Genomic DNA, 14729 nt, shown 5'->3' with positions numbered 1-14729 from the left:
ACATGGGACACCTCCCGATGTGTTCTCCTGGCCCGGGCAGGGACAGGTTTGATCGGTTCTAAAGTATCGGGCCGGACCCGCGCGTCAATCACCTTGCCCGCACCCCCGGGCCGACCAAGGTAGTATCGGACCGAAGCCGGCGGCCGCTGCCTATTTACCGGGCCTTATTGATTCTGCCTTAGTTTTGCCCTCCGGGGACTGGGGCGGGTTGCTGCCGGACCTCGCGTGGTTTTCAGAATGAAGACGGGGGGTTGGAATGCCGGGACTGAAGCGATCGTCGTCGATCAGGTTCCCAACCCTCAGATTTCGCGCCAAGATCATGGTCGGCTTTGCCGTCACGCTGGCGCTTTCGGCAGCCACCATGGGCTTCGCCTATATGGGCTTCGAGCGGGTCTCCGCCGGCGTCGGCTCCTATCGCCAGAGCGTCGCGGAAGCCGATCTTGCCCGCAACATCGATCGCGAAATGATCTCCTACCGTTCGCTGGCGCGCTACTACGTCGCGACCGGCAAGGAGGACGACGCCAAGGCCGCGCTCGCCGCCGAGGCCAGCCTGAAGGACGCCATCGTGGCGTCGATGAAGGGCACCACCAATCCGGCCCGGCTCGAGCAGGTCACCAAGCTGGAACGCGAATTCCGCGCCTTCACCAAGATCTTTGCCGAGATCGTCCGCATCAAGGACGACAGCGCGCAGGTCGCGCAGAACAAGCTGACCCGCAGCGCGACCTCGATGCGCTACAAGCTCGACGATCTGCCGAGCAATGCCGACGATTCCGAGCTGCAATCGATCCAGTTCGGCGCCAAGAAGGTCGCCGACCAGCTGCAGTCGATCACCGGCGCCGTCAACACCTTCGTCGTCAATGGCGACAAGACGGTCGCCTCCAGCGCGCTCGCCCGGCTGAAATTCGCCGATAATCTGGTGAAGGGCATCACCTCAAAGGACGAGCGGATCACCCAAAGCGTGAAGGACATCACCGCGCTGCTAGGAGAGTACCGCGAGGCGCTCGCCAAGCTGATCGCGAATGCCAAGTCGATCGACGAGTTGACCGTTGAGATGACCGAATCCGCGGCTGCCATCAGCCAGGGTGCAGCGGCGATGAAGTCCGATCTGCTGACCGACCAGAAGCGGCTCGAGAACGAATCGCATGCCATGATCGGCGAAACCGAGCAGCTGATCCTGATGCTTGCGGCCGGCAGCTTCGTGCTCGGGCTGGTGTGGGCGTTCCTGCTCGGCAAGGGCATTTCACGGCCGATCGCGGCGATGTGTGCGGCGATGCGCGAGCTCGCGGCAGGCAATTTCGATGTGGTGCTGCCGGGCCTCGGCCGCCGCGACGAACTCGGCGAGATGGCCGGTGCCGTGGAGGAGTTCAAGGTCCAGGCGGTTGCCAAGGCCGAGCGCGATGCCGCGACCCAGGAGGCGCAGAACAAGGCGAGTGCCGCCGCGCGGCGCACCGAGCTCATTCGTTTCGCCGACGAATTCGAATCCGCCGTCGGCTCGATCGTCTCCAACGTATCGGCGTCCGCCGTGCAGCTCGAATCCGCAGCCGGTACGCTGACCCGGACCGCGGAGACCACGCAGAACCTGTCGAGCCAGGTCGCCGGCGCCTCCGAGGAGGCCTCCAGCAACATGCAGTCGGTGGCCTCCGCGACCGAGGAGCTGTCGGCGTCGGTCGACGAGATCGGCCGCCGCGCCAAGGAATCCAGCCAGATCGCCGACTCCGCCGTGCGCCAGGCCGAACAGACCGACGCGCGGATCGGCAAGCTCTCGCGCGCCGCGCAGGAGATCGGCGACGTCGTCAAGCTGATCACGGCGATCGCCGAGCAGACCAACCTCTTGGCACTGAACGCCACCATCGAGGCCGCGCGCGCCGGCGATGCGGGCCGCGGCTTCGCGGTGGTCGCCGCCGAAGTGAAATCGCTGGCGAGCCAGACCGCGAGAGCCACCGACGAGATCTCCACCCACATCTCGGGCATGCAGGCCGCGACACAGGAATCGGTTGCCGCGATCAAGGAGATCGGCGACACGATCGGGCAGATCTCCGGGATCGCGACCAATATCGCGAGCTCGGTCGAGCAGCAGAGCGCGGCAACGCAGGAGATCGCACGCAGCGTGCAGAATGTCGCGCAAGGCACTCAGGAAGCCGCATCCAGCGTCACCCAGGTCAATCGCGGCGCCACCGAGACGGGAGCCGCCTCCGAAGAGGTGCTGAATTCGGCCCGCTCGCTGTCGGTCGAAAGCTCCCGGCTGCGCGAGGAGCTCGACCGCTTCATGGCGAACATCCGCGCGGCGTAACGGACGCCGGTCTATCAACGATCGTCGTCCCGGCGCAGGCCGGGACCCATAACCACCGCTGTTCGTTGGTGCGCCGACAACTCGCCGCTTGCCCCTTCCGATGGCCGCGGCGTATGGGTCCCGGCCTGCGCCGGGACGACGCCGTTGGCGCCAGGACGACAATCTTAATCCCGCCCGAACTGATGCTTCAATTCGACCTTGGCGCGTTCCAGCCGTGACCGTTCGGTCTTCGGCAGCGTCTTGCCGGCGCGGTTGATGTAGAAGGTCAGCATCGACAGCGCGGAACGATAGGCGCCGCTCTTGCGCCGCGTGCTGTGCTCGGCGGATGTTTTCAGCGATGCCGCGATCTTCTTCGCGCTCGTCAGCTTGAAGACACCGCGCTTGAGGTCGAGGGCGTCGCTCTCCTTTGTTACCCGTTGCGACCAGCGCTTCGAGGTCGTCTTCTTCGCTCCACGCTTGCGGCTTGCCGTGCTCGCCGATCGTGCGGTCGATTTTCGTGCTGACTTTCGTGCGGTCTTGCGCGCCGCTCCCTTGCGTGCGGCCATCGATAGCTCCATGGATTTTCAGCCGAGAACAATCTGCCGCGATCGCGGTTCCTATGCCGCATTGCGGGAACCCTTGCCGGTCTGCGGCGTTGACATTGCGTGGCGGGCACTCCGTTTGCCGCGATCCTGGGAGGGAGAACCTTGGAACGTATCGTTCCGGGGATTTTCTCATTGGTCTAATCTGATGAATTTGCAGCAGACACAGGTCAGCTCTGCGACAACGGCCGACAGGACGGCGTCGCCGGATGCCGCGAATGACGACCGCATCATCGAGACCTCGATCCCCCTTCGGCTCGACAATCTCCGCTGGAGCGGCTTTCACACCCGCGTCGTGTTGGCGCTCGGCATCACATGGATCCTCGACGGGCTCGAAGTGACGCTGGCCGGCGCGCTGTCGGGCGCGCTGAAGGAGAGCCCGACAATGAGCTTCTCCAATGCCGATGTCGGCCTCGCCAGCAGCGCCTATCTCGCCGGCGCCGTGCTCGGCGCGCTCGGCTTCGGCTGGCTCACCGACCGGATCGGGCGCAAGAAGCTGTTCTTCATCACGCTCGCGCTCTATCTCTCGGCGACGGCCGCGACCGCGCTGTCGTGGAATGTCGCGAGCTACGCGGTGTTTCGTTTTCTCACCGGCGCCGGCATCGGCGGCGAATACACCGCGATCAATTCAACCATCCAGGAGCTGGTGCCGGCGCGCTATCGCGGCTGGACCGATCTCGTCATCAACGGCAGCTTCTGGATCGGTGCAGCGATCGGCGCGGTGAGCGCGATCGTCCTGCTCGATCCCGCGTTCCTTGCGCCCGATCATGGCTGGCGGATCGCCTATTTCACCGGCGCGGCGCTCGGCCTCGTCGTGCTGTTGATGCGGATGTGGATCCCGGAAAGCCCGCGCTGGCTGATGATCCATGGACGCCCCGACGAGGCCCACAGGATCGTCGCCGGTATCGAGACTTCCGTGCTCGGCCACCAGCAGTCGAGCGATGACTTTGACAAGATCAAGCTTCGGATGCGCGATCATACGCCGCTGCGCGAGGTCGCGGTGACGCTGTTCTCCACCTACCGGCAGCGCTCGCTGGTCGGGCTCACGCTGATGGCCGCGCAGGCATTCTTCTACAATGCGATCTTCTTCACCTTCGCGCTGATCCTGACCGATTTCTTCGGCATCGCCGCCAGCAATGTCGGCTGGTACATCTTGCCGTTCGCTGCCGGCAACTTCCTCGGGCCGCTCCTGCTCGGCCGCCTGTTCGATACGCTCGGCCGCCGCACCATGATCGTGCTGACCTACGCCGTGTCGGGCGTGCTGCTCGCGTTGTCCGGCTATCTGTTCTCGATCGGCGTGTTCAGCGCACAGACCCAGACCATCGCGTGGATGGTGATCTTCTTCTTCGCTTCGCCGGCGGCAAGCGCCGCCTATCTCACCGTCAGCGAGATGTTTCCGCTGGAGGTCCGCGCGCTTGCCATTGCCGTCTTCTACGCTGTCGGCACCGGCATCGGCGGCGTGATCGGACCGGCGCTGTTCGGCGTACTGATCGACACCGGATCGCGCAACAGCGTTTTCGCCGGCTACCTCCTGGGAGCGGTACTTATGATCGCCGCCGCAGCCGTCGCGTGGCGCTATGCCGTCGCGGCCGAGCGAAAATCGCTCGAATCCGTCGCGCGGCCTTTGGCATTTGTGGAGTAGACTATGACGAAGCATGAATTGGCCGAAATGCCCCTGGATGACGACATCACCCCTGACGCGACGACCGGCAGCGCGCCGGCGTCGCTGATTCCGCCGCTGGATCGGACCGCGGTGCTGCTCGACATCGACGGCACCTTGCTCGATCTTGCACCGACCCCGCGCGAGGTGTGGGTGCCGCCGGAGCTCGCGACCACGCTGAAGCAATTGCATGAGCGCACGGGCGGCGCGCTGGCGCTGGTCAGCGGCCGCTCGCTCAACGACATCGACCTGATCTTCGCGCCGGAAGTATTCCCCGCGATTGGCGGCCATGGCGCAGAGATGCGGCTGCAGCCGGACAGCGAGGCGGTCGCTGCGCACGCGCCGCCGCTCGACAAGGAATTGAAGCGTCGCCTCGCCGCGATCGCAAAGCTCAGCCCCGGCATTCTGCTCGAGGACAAGGGTTACTCGCTGGCGCTGCATTATCGGCTGGCGCCGCAGGCAGAGAAGGCGATCTATGAGGCGGTGTCGCTGATCCGCGCCGAGTTGCCGAACGCGCCGATCGAGGTGCTGCCGGGCAAGAGCGTCTGCGAGATCAAGCATTCCGGCTTCACCAAGGCAACCGGCGTGCTCGAGTTGATGACGCATGAGCCGTTCAGGGGACGCCGCCCGTTCTTCATCGGCGACGACGTCACCGACGAGACCGTGTTCGCGATCATGCCTGACTATGAGGGGCTCGCATTCTCCGTTGGACGTCGCGCGACCGGTGTCGCCGGACATTTCGACGGGCCGGGCGATGTGCGCGCGTTCCTCGCGCGGCTGCTCGACGATGATAGGGACGTGAAGCTGTCCTAACCAGATCAACTGCATCGCGGGTTCGAATCGAATGCGGTGCTTTTGCGTCGTGGCGTCAACCTCGCGCGCAATTTTCTTTTCGCGAGTTCCCGCGAGTTCCTTCGCGCTTCGCCAGAATTTGGTTTCATTTGGGAGATTCCTTGATCAGGAACCATCTTGATGAATGGTTGTTAATACGCGAGTTGACCAACAGGAGGGGACCTGGTGAACCTCGTCGTCGTATCGAACCGCGTTTCGCGCGGAAAACCCAATGAACCCATGACGGGGGGGCTTGCAGCGGCATTGTTGCCGGTGGTGGAAAAGACAGGGGCAATATGGGTTGGTTCCAGCGGACGGGTCCGCGACGGGAACCTGAAGGAACCTTTTGCAGAGGTCGAAGCTCTCGGTGCGGGCGCGCTGGCGATGCTCGATCTGCCGGCCGCGCATTATGGCGGCTACTATGAAGGCTTTGCCAATTCGGCGCTGTGGCCCGCGATGCATTCGCGCGCCGATCTGATTCGTGCCTCGCATGAGGATTACACCAGCTATCGCGAAGTGAACGCGTTCATGGCGCGCGCGCTGCTGCGCTTCCGCAAGCCGGATTCCGTGTTCTGGATCCAGGACTATCATTTCCTCGCGCTCGGCGCGGAGCTGCGCGATCTCGGCGTCACGCAGCCGATCGGCTTCTTCCTGCACACGCCGTGGCCGGCGCGCGCGGTGATCGCAGGCGTGCCCAATCATCGTGAGCTGATCGAGGCGATGCTGTCCTATGACCTGATCGGCTTCCAGACCGATGAGGACTGCGAGAATTTCCTGAGTTATGTGCAGCATGATCTCGAATTCGAGGTGCGCGACGGCGTGATCAATTCGCCGTTCGGCCGCACCCGCGCCGCGGTGTTTCCGATCGGCATCGATCCCGGGAAGTTCGCCCAGCAGGCGACCAAGGCGATGACGCATCCCGATGTGACGCGGCTGCGGCGCAGCCTCAACGGCGAGAAGCTCGCGATCGGCGTCGACCGGCTCGACTATTCCAAGGGCCTCGTCAACCGCATCAAGGCGTTCGACAAGATGTGGATGCTGCACCCGGCGCTGAAGCGTTCGGTGTCGCTGCTGCAGATCGCAACGCCCTCGCGCGGCGCGATCGAGGCCTACGGCAATCTCGCGAGCGAGGTGGCAAAACTCGTCACCGACGTCAACGGCGTGCATGGCGAGGTGGACTGGACCCCGATCCGCTATCTCAACAAGGGCTTTGGCCAGGGCGTGCTCGCGGGGCTCTACCGCACCGCGCAGGTCGGCGTGGTGACGCCGCTGCAGGACGGCATGAACCTCGTGGCCAAGGAATATGTCGCCGCGCAAAATCCGGCCGATCCCGGCGTGCTGGTGCTGTCGAAGTTCGCGGGCGCGGCGAACGAGCTCGACGCCGCACTGCTGGTCAATCCGCACGACATCGACGGCATGGCGCGCACGCTGGCAACCGCGCTCGCGATGCCGCTGACCGAGCGGCGGATGCGCTGGGAAGCCATGATGGAGAAGCTCAACAGCGGCACCATCCAGCAATGGTTCGCCGATTTCATCGAGGCGCTGCAGGATACGCACAATGCGGGTGCCGCGGCGCTGCCGGAGCCACCAACCCTGTGGCCGCGCCGCACGGCGGATTTTGCCGCGCGATATCACTGAGCGAGCACCGGTTCGCATTCGCATCGGAGGATGGGTAGCAGCACTGCCCGTCCTCGTTGCGCTGTCGGTTGTCTTCCGGTTCTAACGTCAAACAACTTGCTCGGTGTCATCATCCGCGAAAAGCGGGTGATCCAGTATTCCAGGGACGGCGATGCTTGAAGCGAGAGGCCGCGGCCCTTCCCGCGTGTCGTCCCTGCCTAGTGCGCAATTGCGCACGGGAGCAGGGACCCATACTCCGCGGCGGGTGTTGCGAATAGGACTCGTCGTTCCGCCGCGCAACAATCTGCATTGGTGATTAGGGGGCCCTGCTTTCGAAAGCAGGGACGACACCGATTGGGTTGTCGGCCGCCGTGCGATGGCTTGTGCCCTAAGCACTGCGCGGTTGCGCACCGAGGAATGGCGGGGATCGCCAGATCGGCTGCATCGCTTGATTTGCGGCACTCCGTGACCAGCCACCGGCAAAAATCCCGTGCGGTGGCCAGCAAGACGGCGAGACGCGGTCGATCTCGGCGCCAATTTACCCAATATTTTCAATCAATTGGGGAAATTTCGCGCGCCAGCCCCGCGCTCCCTTGCAAAATCCGCCTCAGCCCTTCAAGAGAGGCCTCCCGGAGAGATGGCCGAGTGGCTTAAGGCGCACGCTTGGAAAGCGTGTGTGCGGGAAACCGTACCGTGGGTTCGAATCCCACTCTCTCCGCCACCGCGCCCCGCCATTTCGTACCTCAAAACGGAGACAGGCCCGAAAACTCGGCCGTTTTCGTGCATTTTCTCGCGCTGGAGAATGTCGGCCGTACTAAAAATGAACCGTGGATGGGCCTGGAGAATGCATTTTTCTCCGAATCCTAGAACGCCGGAAATTGGCACGGTACGGCATTTCGCGGAGAACAAAGCCCTCATAAGGGCCGGTTTTGAATCTCTCTCGCTCAGCCAAGTAAATGCGCGCAACTATGGCTTGGCCGCCCACAATCACGCAGCCCTCACAAATTGCCCATTCAACGCCCGCTGGAAAATATGCCCGTAGACGGTTGCGGCGATGGTCTCCTTCTCTCCGGCTGTGAAGGGAGGGCTAGGTAGCTGCGCGAAAACTGAATCAAGGATGAAGACCTCGACATCCGCCTTGGTCTGCTCCTTTTCCCAGAAGCGGTCGAGTCCCGCCAGCTGGGCGTTGATCGAGGCAAGCAACTCGCGGCTGGCCTGCTTCACTCGTTCGCGGGACGTCTTGTCGAGACCCTCCTTCTGGAGCAGGTCGAACAAGGCCAACTCATCCTCGCGCAGCCCCTCCCTCGTTGCACGCATTTGTTCTTCGTCGAGACTGTTCACCAGTTCGACGAGCCGGCGGAAGGTCTCTTCGATTGTCGTGCGATCCTTCTCACGGTTGTAGTCGGCGACGATATCCTCGTATTTGCGCTGGTAATCCATCCGCGTCGGGTTGCGAGCCAGCATCTCGGCGAGCTTCTGTTCGACGATGTCCCGGATGTCCTGAATCGCTGTCGCCTTGCGACTAACCTTCTTCGCAAATTCCTCACGCAGCTTTTCCAGATTGATCTGGCTGAGATCGAACGTCAGCCCTTCGGTCTGGTCCTCTCCTGGCACCTGTGTCCGGATCGCCTCGTTTATGATCCGGTGCAGTTCCTTGAGCAGATCGGTCACATCCGCAGTGTCGCGGCGTTCGGTCAGCTTCTTGTAAATCGCCTCGATGTTGTCGTGCCGCTCGGCGTAGGCGAAAGCCGTTGGCTCCGTAAGCAGCGCCTTAAAGCGGATGAAGACTTGCCGCGCCAGTATTTCGAACCGCCGCTTGGCGTCGTCGCTTGAATAGACGGCATTCACTGCATCGGCAAACCCTCGGATTCGCGCGAATCCCCTGGCCCCGATGAGTGAGCCGGGTTCGAAGCCGAGGTTCCGAAGATGCGCCTCGGTCGCTTCGATGGCCTCGATGAGCGCCTGCACCCGCTGCTCGATCGGTGCGAGAATGTCCTCGCCGCCAGCGCCGTCTTCGCCGAGCGCGTACTGTGCCAATGCGGCGCGCAGGCTTGCCAGCATCCCGTTATAATCTACGATTAGGCCGAAATCCTTGCCTGGATAGACGCGGTTCGCCCGTGCAATCGCCTGCATCAGGGTGTGGGCTTTCATCGGCTTGTCGATGTAGAGAGTTGACAGAGACTCCACGTCGAAGCCCGTCAGCCACATGGCGCACACGATCGCTACACGGAACTGATGTTCCGGTGTCTTGAAGGCCGTTTCGACATCGACACGCCTACCATCGTTCGTCTCGAAACCCTGTTTCATCAGAGCACGATGCGGAATGATATCGAAGTCCCATTTCTTGAAGTCGGCGACCTCGTTCTGTGCCTCGCTGATGACGATCTCGATGATGGTCTCGTTGATCCAGTCCGACTGGCGCTTCAGTTTCGCCGCTTCTTCGAGTAGCACGGCGCGCGCCGCTTCGTCGGCAGTTGCCGCCGCTTCCGCCCGCTTTGCGTCGCCGGCAAGCCGCACCTGTGCCGCCTTCGCCTCCCAGAGCGGGATGATGCGCTGATGCATGCGGGCGCAGGTGATTTTATCGATGCAGACCAGCAACGATTTTCCTGACTCCCATCGGGTCGCGCAGTGTTCGACGAAATCCGCCGCGATCTTATCGAGGCGCTCGTCGGCGGTGATAATCTCGTAATCCTTGCCGAGAAGCTTGTCGAGCAAAGTCATCTGGTCGGGATTGAGTTCGGCCTCCTCGATCTTCGTCGCGATGCGGCTGTTGAGATCCTGCCGCGCGACGCCAAGCTTTTCACCGCGGTTCTCGTAAACGAGCTTGACGGTGGCGCCGTCCTCCTCCGAGCGCTTGAAGTCGTAGCGCGAGACATAATCACCGAAGATTCGCTTGGTAATCTCATCCTGCTTGAACAGCGGCGTTCCAGTGAACCCAATAAAGGCGGCGTTTGGCAGCGCGAGCCGCATGTTGCGCGCCAGGCGTCCCGATTGCGTGCGGTGCGCCTCGTCGGAAATCACGATGATATCGTCGCGCTCGCTGTAGGGGTGTTTGGGGTCGACATCTCTATTGAACTTGTGGATCAGGCTGAAAATGTACGGATGGTTTTCCTTCAAGAGGCGTTCAAGGTCGTCTCCCGTTGCGGCGCGCGGCGTCTCCTTGCCGGTGATGCCGCTGCCCGCGAACGTCTTATAGATCTGGTCGTCGAGGTCGTGCCTGTCGGTCATTAGCAGGAAGGTAAAATTGCCTTCTACTTTCCGCCGCACCTTCTCGGCGAAGAAGGCCATCGAATAGGACTTGCCGCTACCCTGCGTGTGCCAGAACACGCCGAGACGGCCGAGCTCGGGATGTGCGCGCTCGACGATGCTTACCGGCCCTTCTGGGATGAAAGGCGACTGAGGAGCTTCCTCCATCCCGAACGGCGCAGGCAGGCGACGCCGGACACCGGCCGGGCGCTTCTCAAGCGGTAGTTCGATGACGCGATGCCGAAGCCTCTTTTCCAAGGGGAACTCGCGCTTCAATGCCTCCTGCCGCTCGACCGATGACGTCGCAAGGTTGACACCGAGGACCTGGTGATTGCGCGCCACCACCTTGCGCGTCGAGCCCGGCTTGCTCTCGTCGAACAGGATGAAGTTCTCGACGATGTCGAGCAGCCGGTCATGCGCCAGCATGCCATCAAGCAGCACCTCGGCATCGACCTTGCCCTTGTCGGCCTCGTCGAGGCGTTTCCACTCGTAGAAGTGCTCCCATCCGCTGGTAATTGAGCCGTAGCGGGCGTGGTCGCCGTTGCTGACGATCAGGAACGCATTGTGATGAAAGGCATGCGCGATGACATTCTCGTCCATGTAGTCGGAGAGGTTGCCGTCGAAGCCAGCGCGGATGTTCTTGTGGACCGCTTTCAGCTCGACGAAGACGAGCGGCAGCCCGTTAACGAAGCAGACGAGATCAGCGCGGCGGTTGTAGCTCGGCGTCCGCAGCCCGGTGAGCTTCAATTCGCGAACGGCGAGGAACCGGTTCGAGCCCGGCTTGTTGTCGAAGTCAATCACGCGGGCACGAGCGTTGCGGAAATGCCCCGCGGCATCGCGATAGGACACTGGGACGCCGTTGCGGATCAGGCGATGAAAATCCCAGTTGTGCTGCACCATCGAACGGCTGAAATCGTGAGCGGTCAACGTCCGCACGGCGTCATCGATGGCCGACGGTGGCAGGTCGACGTTGAGACGCTCCAATGCGGCTCGGAGGTCGCGGGTCAGCACCGCTTCGGTGGTGTCCTTCCGTCCCAGCGCGCCGTCCGGTCCAAAAGTCTCGTCGTTGAAGGCATAGACACTATCCCAGCCTAGCTTGTCCTTGAGGTGCCCGGCGAATGTCGCCTGCACCAGCCGGTCCTCGCTGTTGACGGGAGTGTGCGCCATGATCAGCAACCCTCGGAAGTCATACGACGATCTTGCCGTTCATGAGCCGTGGAAGGAGGAGGTCGCGAGCTTGAGCAAGTTTTTTGTTCATGGTGTGAAGCGTTCGCACCTGCTCATGAAGGTCCGAAGCATGTTGGTCAAACTCGCGCGATAGGGACATGTCGGGTATCACGACCGGAAGGGCTTTGAACTTGCCCTTGCTGATTTCCTTATAAGTCGCGCCGCCGGCGTGGGATCGGATTTCTTCGACGCGGTCCATCAAGTTGTACAATAGATACATCCTTGAGCGTGGGTCTTTCGGCAGAATGCTAATGAAGCCTTGATTTGTGCAGGACGGCCCATCGATGATTCCGAAGAATCCGACTGACGCTCGGCTCGTCATCAGGACGGTGCCAGAAGGAAGCATCTTCGCAGAGGATCCGCGCAATCCGGCCTCGGTTATCTTCGTGTTGCTATCAAGCAGGGCCAGACATGAGTTCCGCGTGATGTCGGTCGGCGTGTACCAGGGGATATCGCCATCATCCCAGAACTCAGGCTTAGCGGTTGATGGCGTGCCACCACCTACCGCCTCGCAAACACTATCGAAGGTCCGCCGCTCCCACCCTTCAGGAATACCATCGATGATCTTGACGTGCTCGTGGCCGGGGAAGCGGAAACGAACAAACCACTCGCGATAAAGCATCCGCACCGCTTGCTCCAGCAGTGCAATGCGCCGTCGGTTGTTCTCGATCAGGTCATCGTAGGCTGAGAGAATCTCGACTATGGAGTCTTGTACTCTCCTTGGCGGCAAAGGAACATTGATTAGCTCAACGTTAGAGATATTGATGTTCGGCTGTGCCGCGCCGCGCGCAACCGATAATATTACCGGGCGTCCAACACTGGAATTGAAATAGTAACGATAGAAATCCGGGCAAGCATTTGCGTTGAACCGGAACCGGATCAAGAATGCGCCTGGGAGGACCGGTCGATGATAATTCTTGAAAACGGCTGTCGTGCCGACGCCCGCTCCTGATCGAGAGATCACTAGATCACCAGGGAGCAGGAAATGGTTGCAAAACCTGTCTTCATCTATAATGGCGAGTGGCATAGATGAATATGAAATCTCGCCGTGCTCTCCTATATCAGTCTGCCTGAGAGTGGCGACATTTCCTGATTCAGAATAGAGGTCCCCGCTAAACCTTGGCCCAAATGCGCTGTGGGAAACAATTTCTTTGAACGCCACGGTTCGCCAAGGCAGCATGCTATGCTCCCAACTCTTCGAAGTTGCGAGCAATACGGGCTGCCAATTCCACCGCTTCATGATTCAAGCTCATGATATCGATTTGGATTGCACGTAGTGCCTCTTCGAAATCAAAATCTTCATCTTGCTCCTCGGGAGCGACGCCGACATAGCGCCCCGGCGTCAAGCTCCAATCATGCGCCTCGATTGTCGCCCGATCGACAAGCTTCACCAGACCTTCCACGTCGCGCAGCTCCGCCTCGGGAAAGCGCTCGCGAAGCCAGTCGGCCTGCCGCACGAAGTAACGTGTGACCCGCAGCGCCTCGACGGCGTCGGCGCGAGCCGCCTCCAGCGCCTTTCGTGCCCTGGTCACGTCGGCATTGTCCCATGCCTCCGAATCTCGCGCATCGAGTTCCTTCACGGCGATATCGATCGTGCGACCCGCGAGCTTCGCCGCGAGGTCGATCTGCTTGGTCAGGTCGCGGCATCGGTCCGCCAGCGGATGCAGGGCAAGGCGCGCCGCATTGAGACCTGTATTATCGCGGTCAGTGACCCGCCAAGCGGCCGCTTGCGTCGCCGTCTCTTTGCCGAAGGTGCCGATATCCTCCGTCAAAGCTTTACTGGTGCCGGTTAGTTCGGCCCAGGGCTCCGCCAGCGGATCGTTCTCACGCTTGAGATTGGCGAAGAAGCCAATCAGGGGGACAAGCTTGCCGAGTGCCTCCTCGAAGGTGGCGAGCGGATTGGTTGCCGCCTGGCCACCGTTGATCGCCTGCGCCAGATAGGATTCGACGAGCTTGAGGAAGCGGTCCTGCTGACCGCGATAGAGCCAGACGATGGCCGCGATGTTCTTCTGCTGCTCCGGACTGAAGTCGCAGACCGAGCGCGACACCTTGCGGAAGATGTTGCGCGCATCGAGCATCAGCACACGGTCGGCCCTCGCCTCGTCCTTCTCTTTCGCGCGATCAAAAAACCAGAGCTGGCAGGGAACCGTGCGGGTGTAGAAGAAGTTGCCGCGGACATCGATCATCACATCGACCGCACCGGTCTCAACTAGCTTCTGCCGGACGGTTGCTTCGTCCCGCCCGGCGCTCGACGCTTGCGACGACATCACGACGCCGGCGCGACCGGTTTCGCTCAGATAGCTGTAGAAATAGGAAAGCCAGAGATAGTTGGCGTTCGAGACCTTCTTCGCCTTGTTGACGCCAGGCAGGCCGAACGGCAGGCGCTTGTCGCCATTGATCTTGTCGGCGTCCACTTCGTCCACGTTGAACGGGGGATTGGCCATCACGAAATCGCACTTGCCGGCAAGTTCGTGCGGGTCCTTGTAATAGGTAATAGCTTCGTTGCCGGCCCGGATCGTGCCTTCCAAGCCATGGACCGCGAGGTTGATTTGCGCGAGCCGTGCCGTCGTCTCATTCTTCTCGTGGCCGTAGAAGGTGACACGCTTCATCGTGTCCAAGCCTTCGTCCTCTATGAAGTGGCTCGATTGCACGAACATGCCACCCGAGCCACAGGCAGGATCGAGGATGATCCCGTGATCCGGCTCGATGACGTTGACGATTGTCTGCACGATCGATGGCGGTGTGAAGAACTCGCCATTGTCATGCGCGCCCTGCTTTGAGAACTCGGCGAGAAAGTATTCGTAGATGCGGCCGAACACGTCACCAGAGGCTTTACGAAGGCCTTCCGAGTCGAACATGCGCATCATCTCTTCGAGGACGCCGTCCTCGAAGCGAGCGTAATCCTTTGGCAGTTGGCCGGCGAGCGGCGGGAAGGCGGCTTCGATCGCTTCCATGGCGTCATTGAGCGCCGCGCCGAGCTTGCCGCCCTTGGGTGTCTTCAAGATGATGTCGAACCGTGCGCCCTCGGGCAGGTTCAGCGAGCGGCGGCGGGTGAAGTCGGCGTCGACCAGCTGCCGGTCTGGCATCTGGCCTGCCGCCTTGTCGGCATCGATTGCGGCTTTCGCTTGGTAGAAGCGGTTCGTCGCATGGCGGAGAAAAATCAGCCCCATGATGGGCATGAAATATTCGTTCGACGCCAGATTGGAGTTCGCCCGCAGATTGTCGGCGATCTTCCAGAGCCCGGCTTCAAATTTTTCGAGTCCCTCCAAATGATCGG

General features: G+C 61.6%; 8 protein-coding genes and 1 tRNA gene. 5 read left to right on the top strand and 4 right to left on the bottom strand.

Annotated features, from left to right (window positions below; genetic code table 11):
- Positions 1 to 256: 256 nt before the first annotated feature.
- Positions 257 to 2290: a methyl-accepting chemotaxis protein gene (locus AC628_RS27600; RefSeq protein ID WP_074129942.1), complete on the top strand. Its 2034-nt coding sequence runs from the start codon at positions 257 to 259 to the stop codon at positions 2288 to 2290.
- Positions 2291 to 2454: 164 nt separating this feature from the next.
- On the opposite strand, the gene AC628_RS27595 is transcribed toward AC628_RS27600, so the two are convergent.
- Positions 2455 to 2835 carry a DUF3175 domain-containing protein gene (locus AC628_RS27595; RefSeq protein ID WP_074129963.1) on the bottom strand — a complete coding sequence of 127 codons (381 nt, stop codon included), beginning with the start codon at positions 2833 to 2835 and terminating at the stop codon, positions 2455 to 2457.
- A gap of 184 nt (positions 2836 to 3019) precedes the next feature.
- Between AC628_RS27595 and AC628_RS27590 the strand changes: the two genes are divergently transcribed.
- From AC628_RS27590 to AC628_RS27575, 4 genes are all read left to right on the top strand, one after another.
- Entirely contained in the window at positions 3020 to 4513 is a 1494-nt protein-coding gene (locus AC628_RS27590; RefSeq protein WP_074129941.1) for an MFS transporter, read from the top strand.
- Positions 4514 to 4516: 3 nt separating this feature from the next.
- The gene (gene otsB / locus AC628_RS27585) at positions 4517 to 5344 is read left to right on the top strand and encodes a trehalose-phosphatase (protein ID WP_074129940.1); all 828 of its coding nucleotides are present in this window, start codon (positions 4517 to 4519) and stop codon (positions 5342 to 5344) included.
- A gap of 204 nt (positions 5345 to 5548) precedes the next feature.
- Positions 5549 to 7000 (top strand): trehalose-6-phosphate synthase, encoded by a 1452-nt coding sequence (locus tag AC628_RS27580; protein WP_074129939.1) that lies wholly within the window; start codon positions 5549 to 5551, stop codon positions 6998 to 7000.
- 610 nt (positions 7001 to 7610) lie between these two features.
- A tRNA-Ser gene (locus tag AC628_RS27575) sits at positions 7611 to 7700 on the top strand.
- A gap of 266 nt (positions 7701 to 7966) precedes the next feature.
- Here AC628_RS27575 and AC628_RS27570 read toward each other — a convergent pair.
- The 3 genes from AC628_RS27570 to AC628_RS27560 all read right to left on the bottom strand — a co-directional run.
- A complete protein-coding gene (locus tag AC628_RS27570) occupies positions 7967 to 11392 on the bottom strand; it encodes a type I restriction endonuclease subunit R (protein WP_074129962.1) in 3426 nt (1141 codons plus the stop codon).
- Between the two features lie 19 nt (positions 11393 to 11411).
- Positions 11412 to 12632: a restriction endonuclease subunit S gene (locus AC628_RS27565; RefSeq protein ID WP_074129938.1), complete on the bottom strand. Its 1221-nt coding sequence runs from the start codon at positions 12630 to 12632 to the stop codon at positions 11412 to 11414.
- Between the two features lies 1 nt (position 12633).
- Positions 12634 to 14729 (bottom strand): type I restriction-modification system subunit M (locus tag AC628_RS27560; protein WP_210190268.1); only part of this gene is annotated, 2096 nt, incomplete at its 5' end.

The organism is Bradyrhizobium sp. NAS96.2 (assembly GCF_001908235.1).
GTDB lineage: Bacteria > Pseudomonadota > Alphaproteobacteria > Rhizobiales > Xanthobacteraceae > Bradyrhizobium.
This window is presented reverse-complemented; position numbering and strand designations above follow the sequence as displayed.

Excerpts from the sequence above, each read along its gene's own strand:
- AC628_RS27600 (WP_074129942.1), top strand. The coding sequence starts at position 257 with ATGCCGGGACTGAAGCGATCGTCGTCGATCAGGTTCCCAACCCTCAGA.
- AC628_RS27595 (WP_074129963.1), bottom strand. The coding sequence starts at position 2,835 with ATGGCCGCACGCAAGGGAGCGGCGCGCAAGACCGCACGAAAGTCAGCA.
- AC628_RS27590 (WP_074129941.1), top strand. The coding sequence starts at position 3,020 with ATGAATTTGCAGCAGACACAGGTCAGCTCTGCGACAACGGCCGACAGG.
- otsB (WP_074129940.1), top strand. The coding sequence starts at position 4,517 with ATGACGAAGCATGAATTGGCCGAAATGCCCCTGGATGACGACATCACC.
- AC628_RS27570 (WP_074129962.1), bottom strand. The coding sequence starts at position 11,392 with ATGGCGCACACTCCCGTCAACAGCGAGGACCGGCTGGTGCAGGCGACA.
- AC628_RS27565 (WP_074129938.1), bottom strand. The coding sequence starts at position 12,632 with ATGCTGCCTTGGCGAACCGTGGCGTTCAAAGAAATTGTTTCCCACAGC.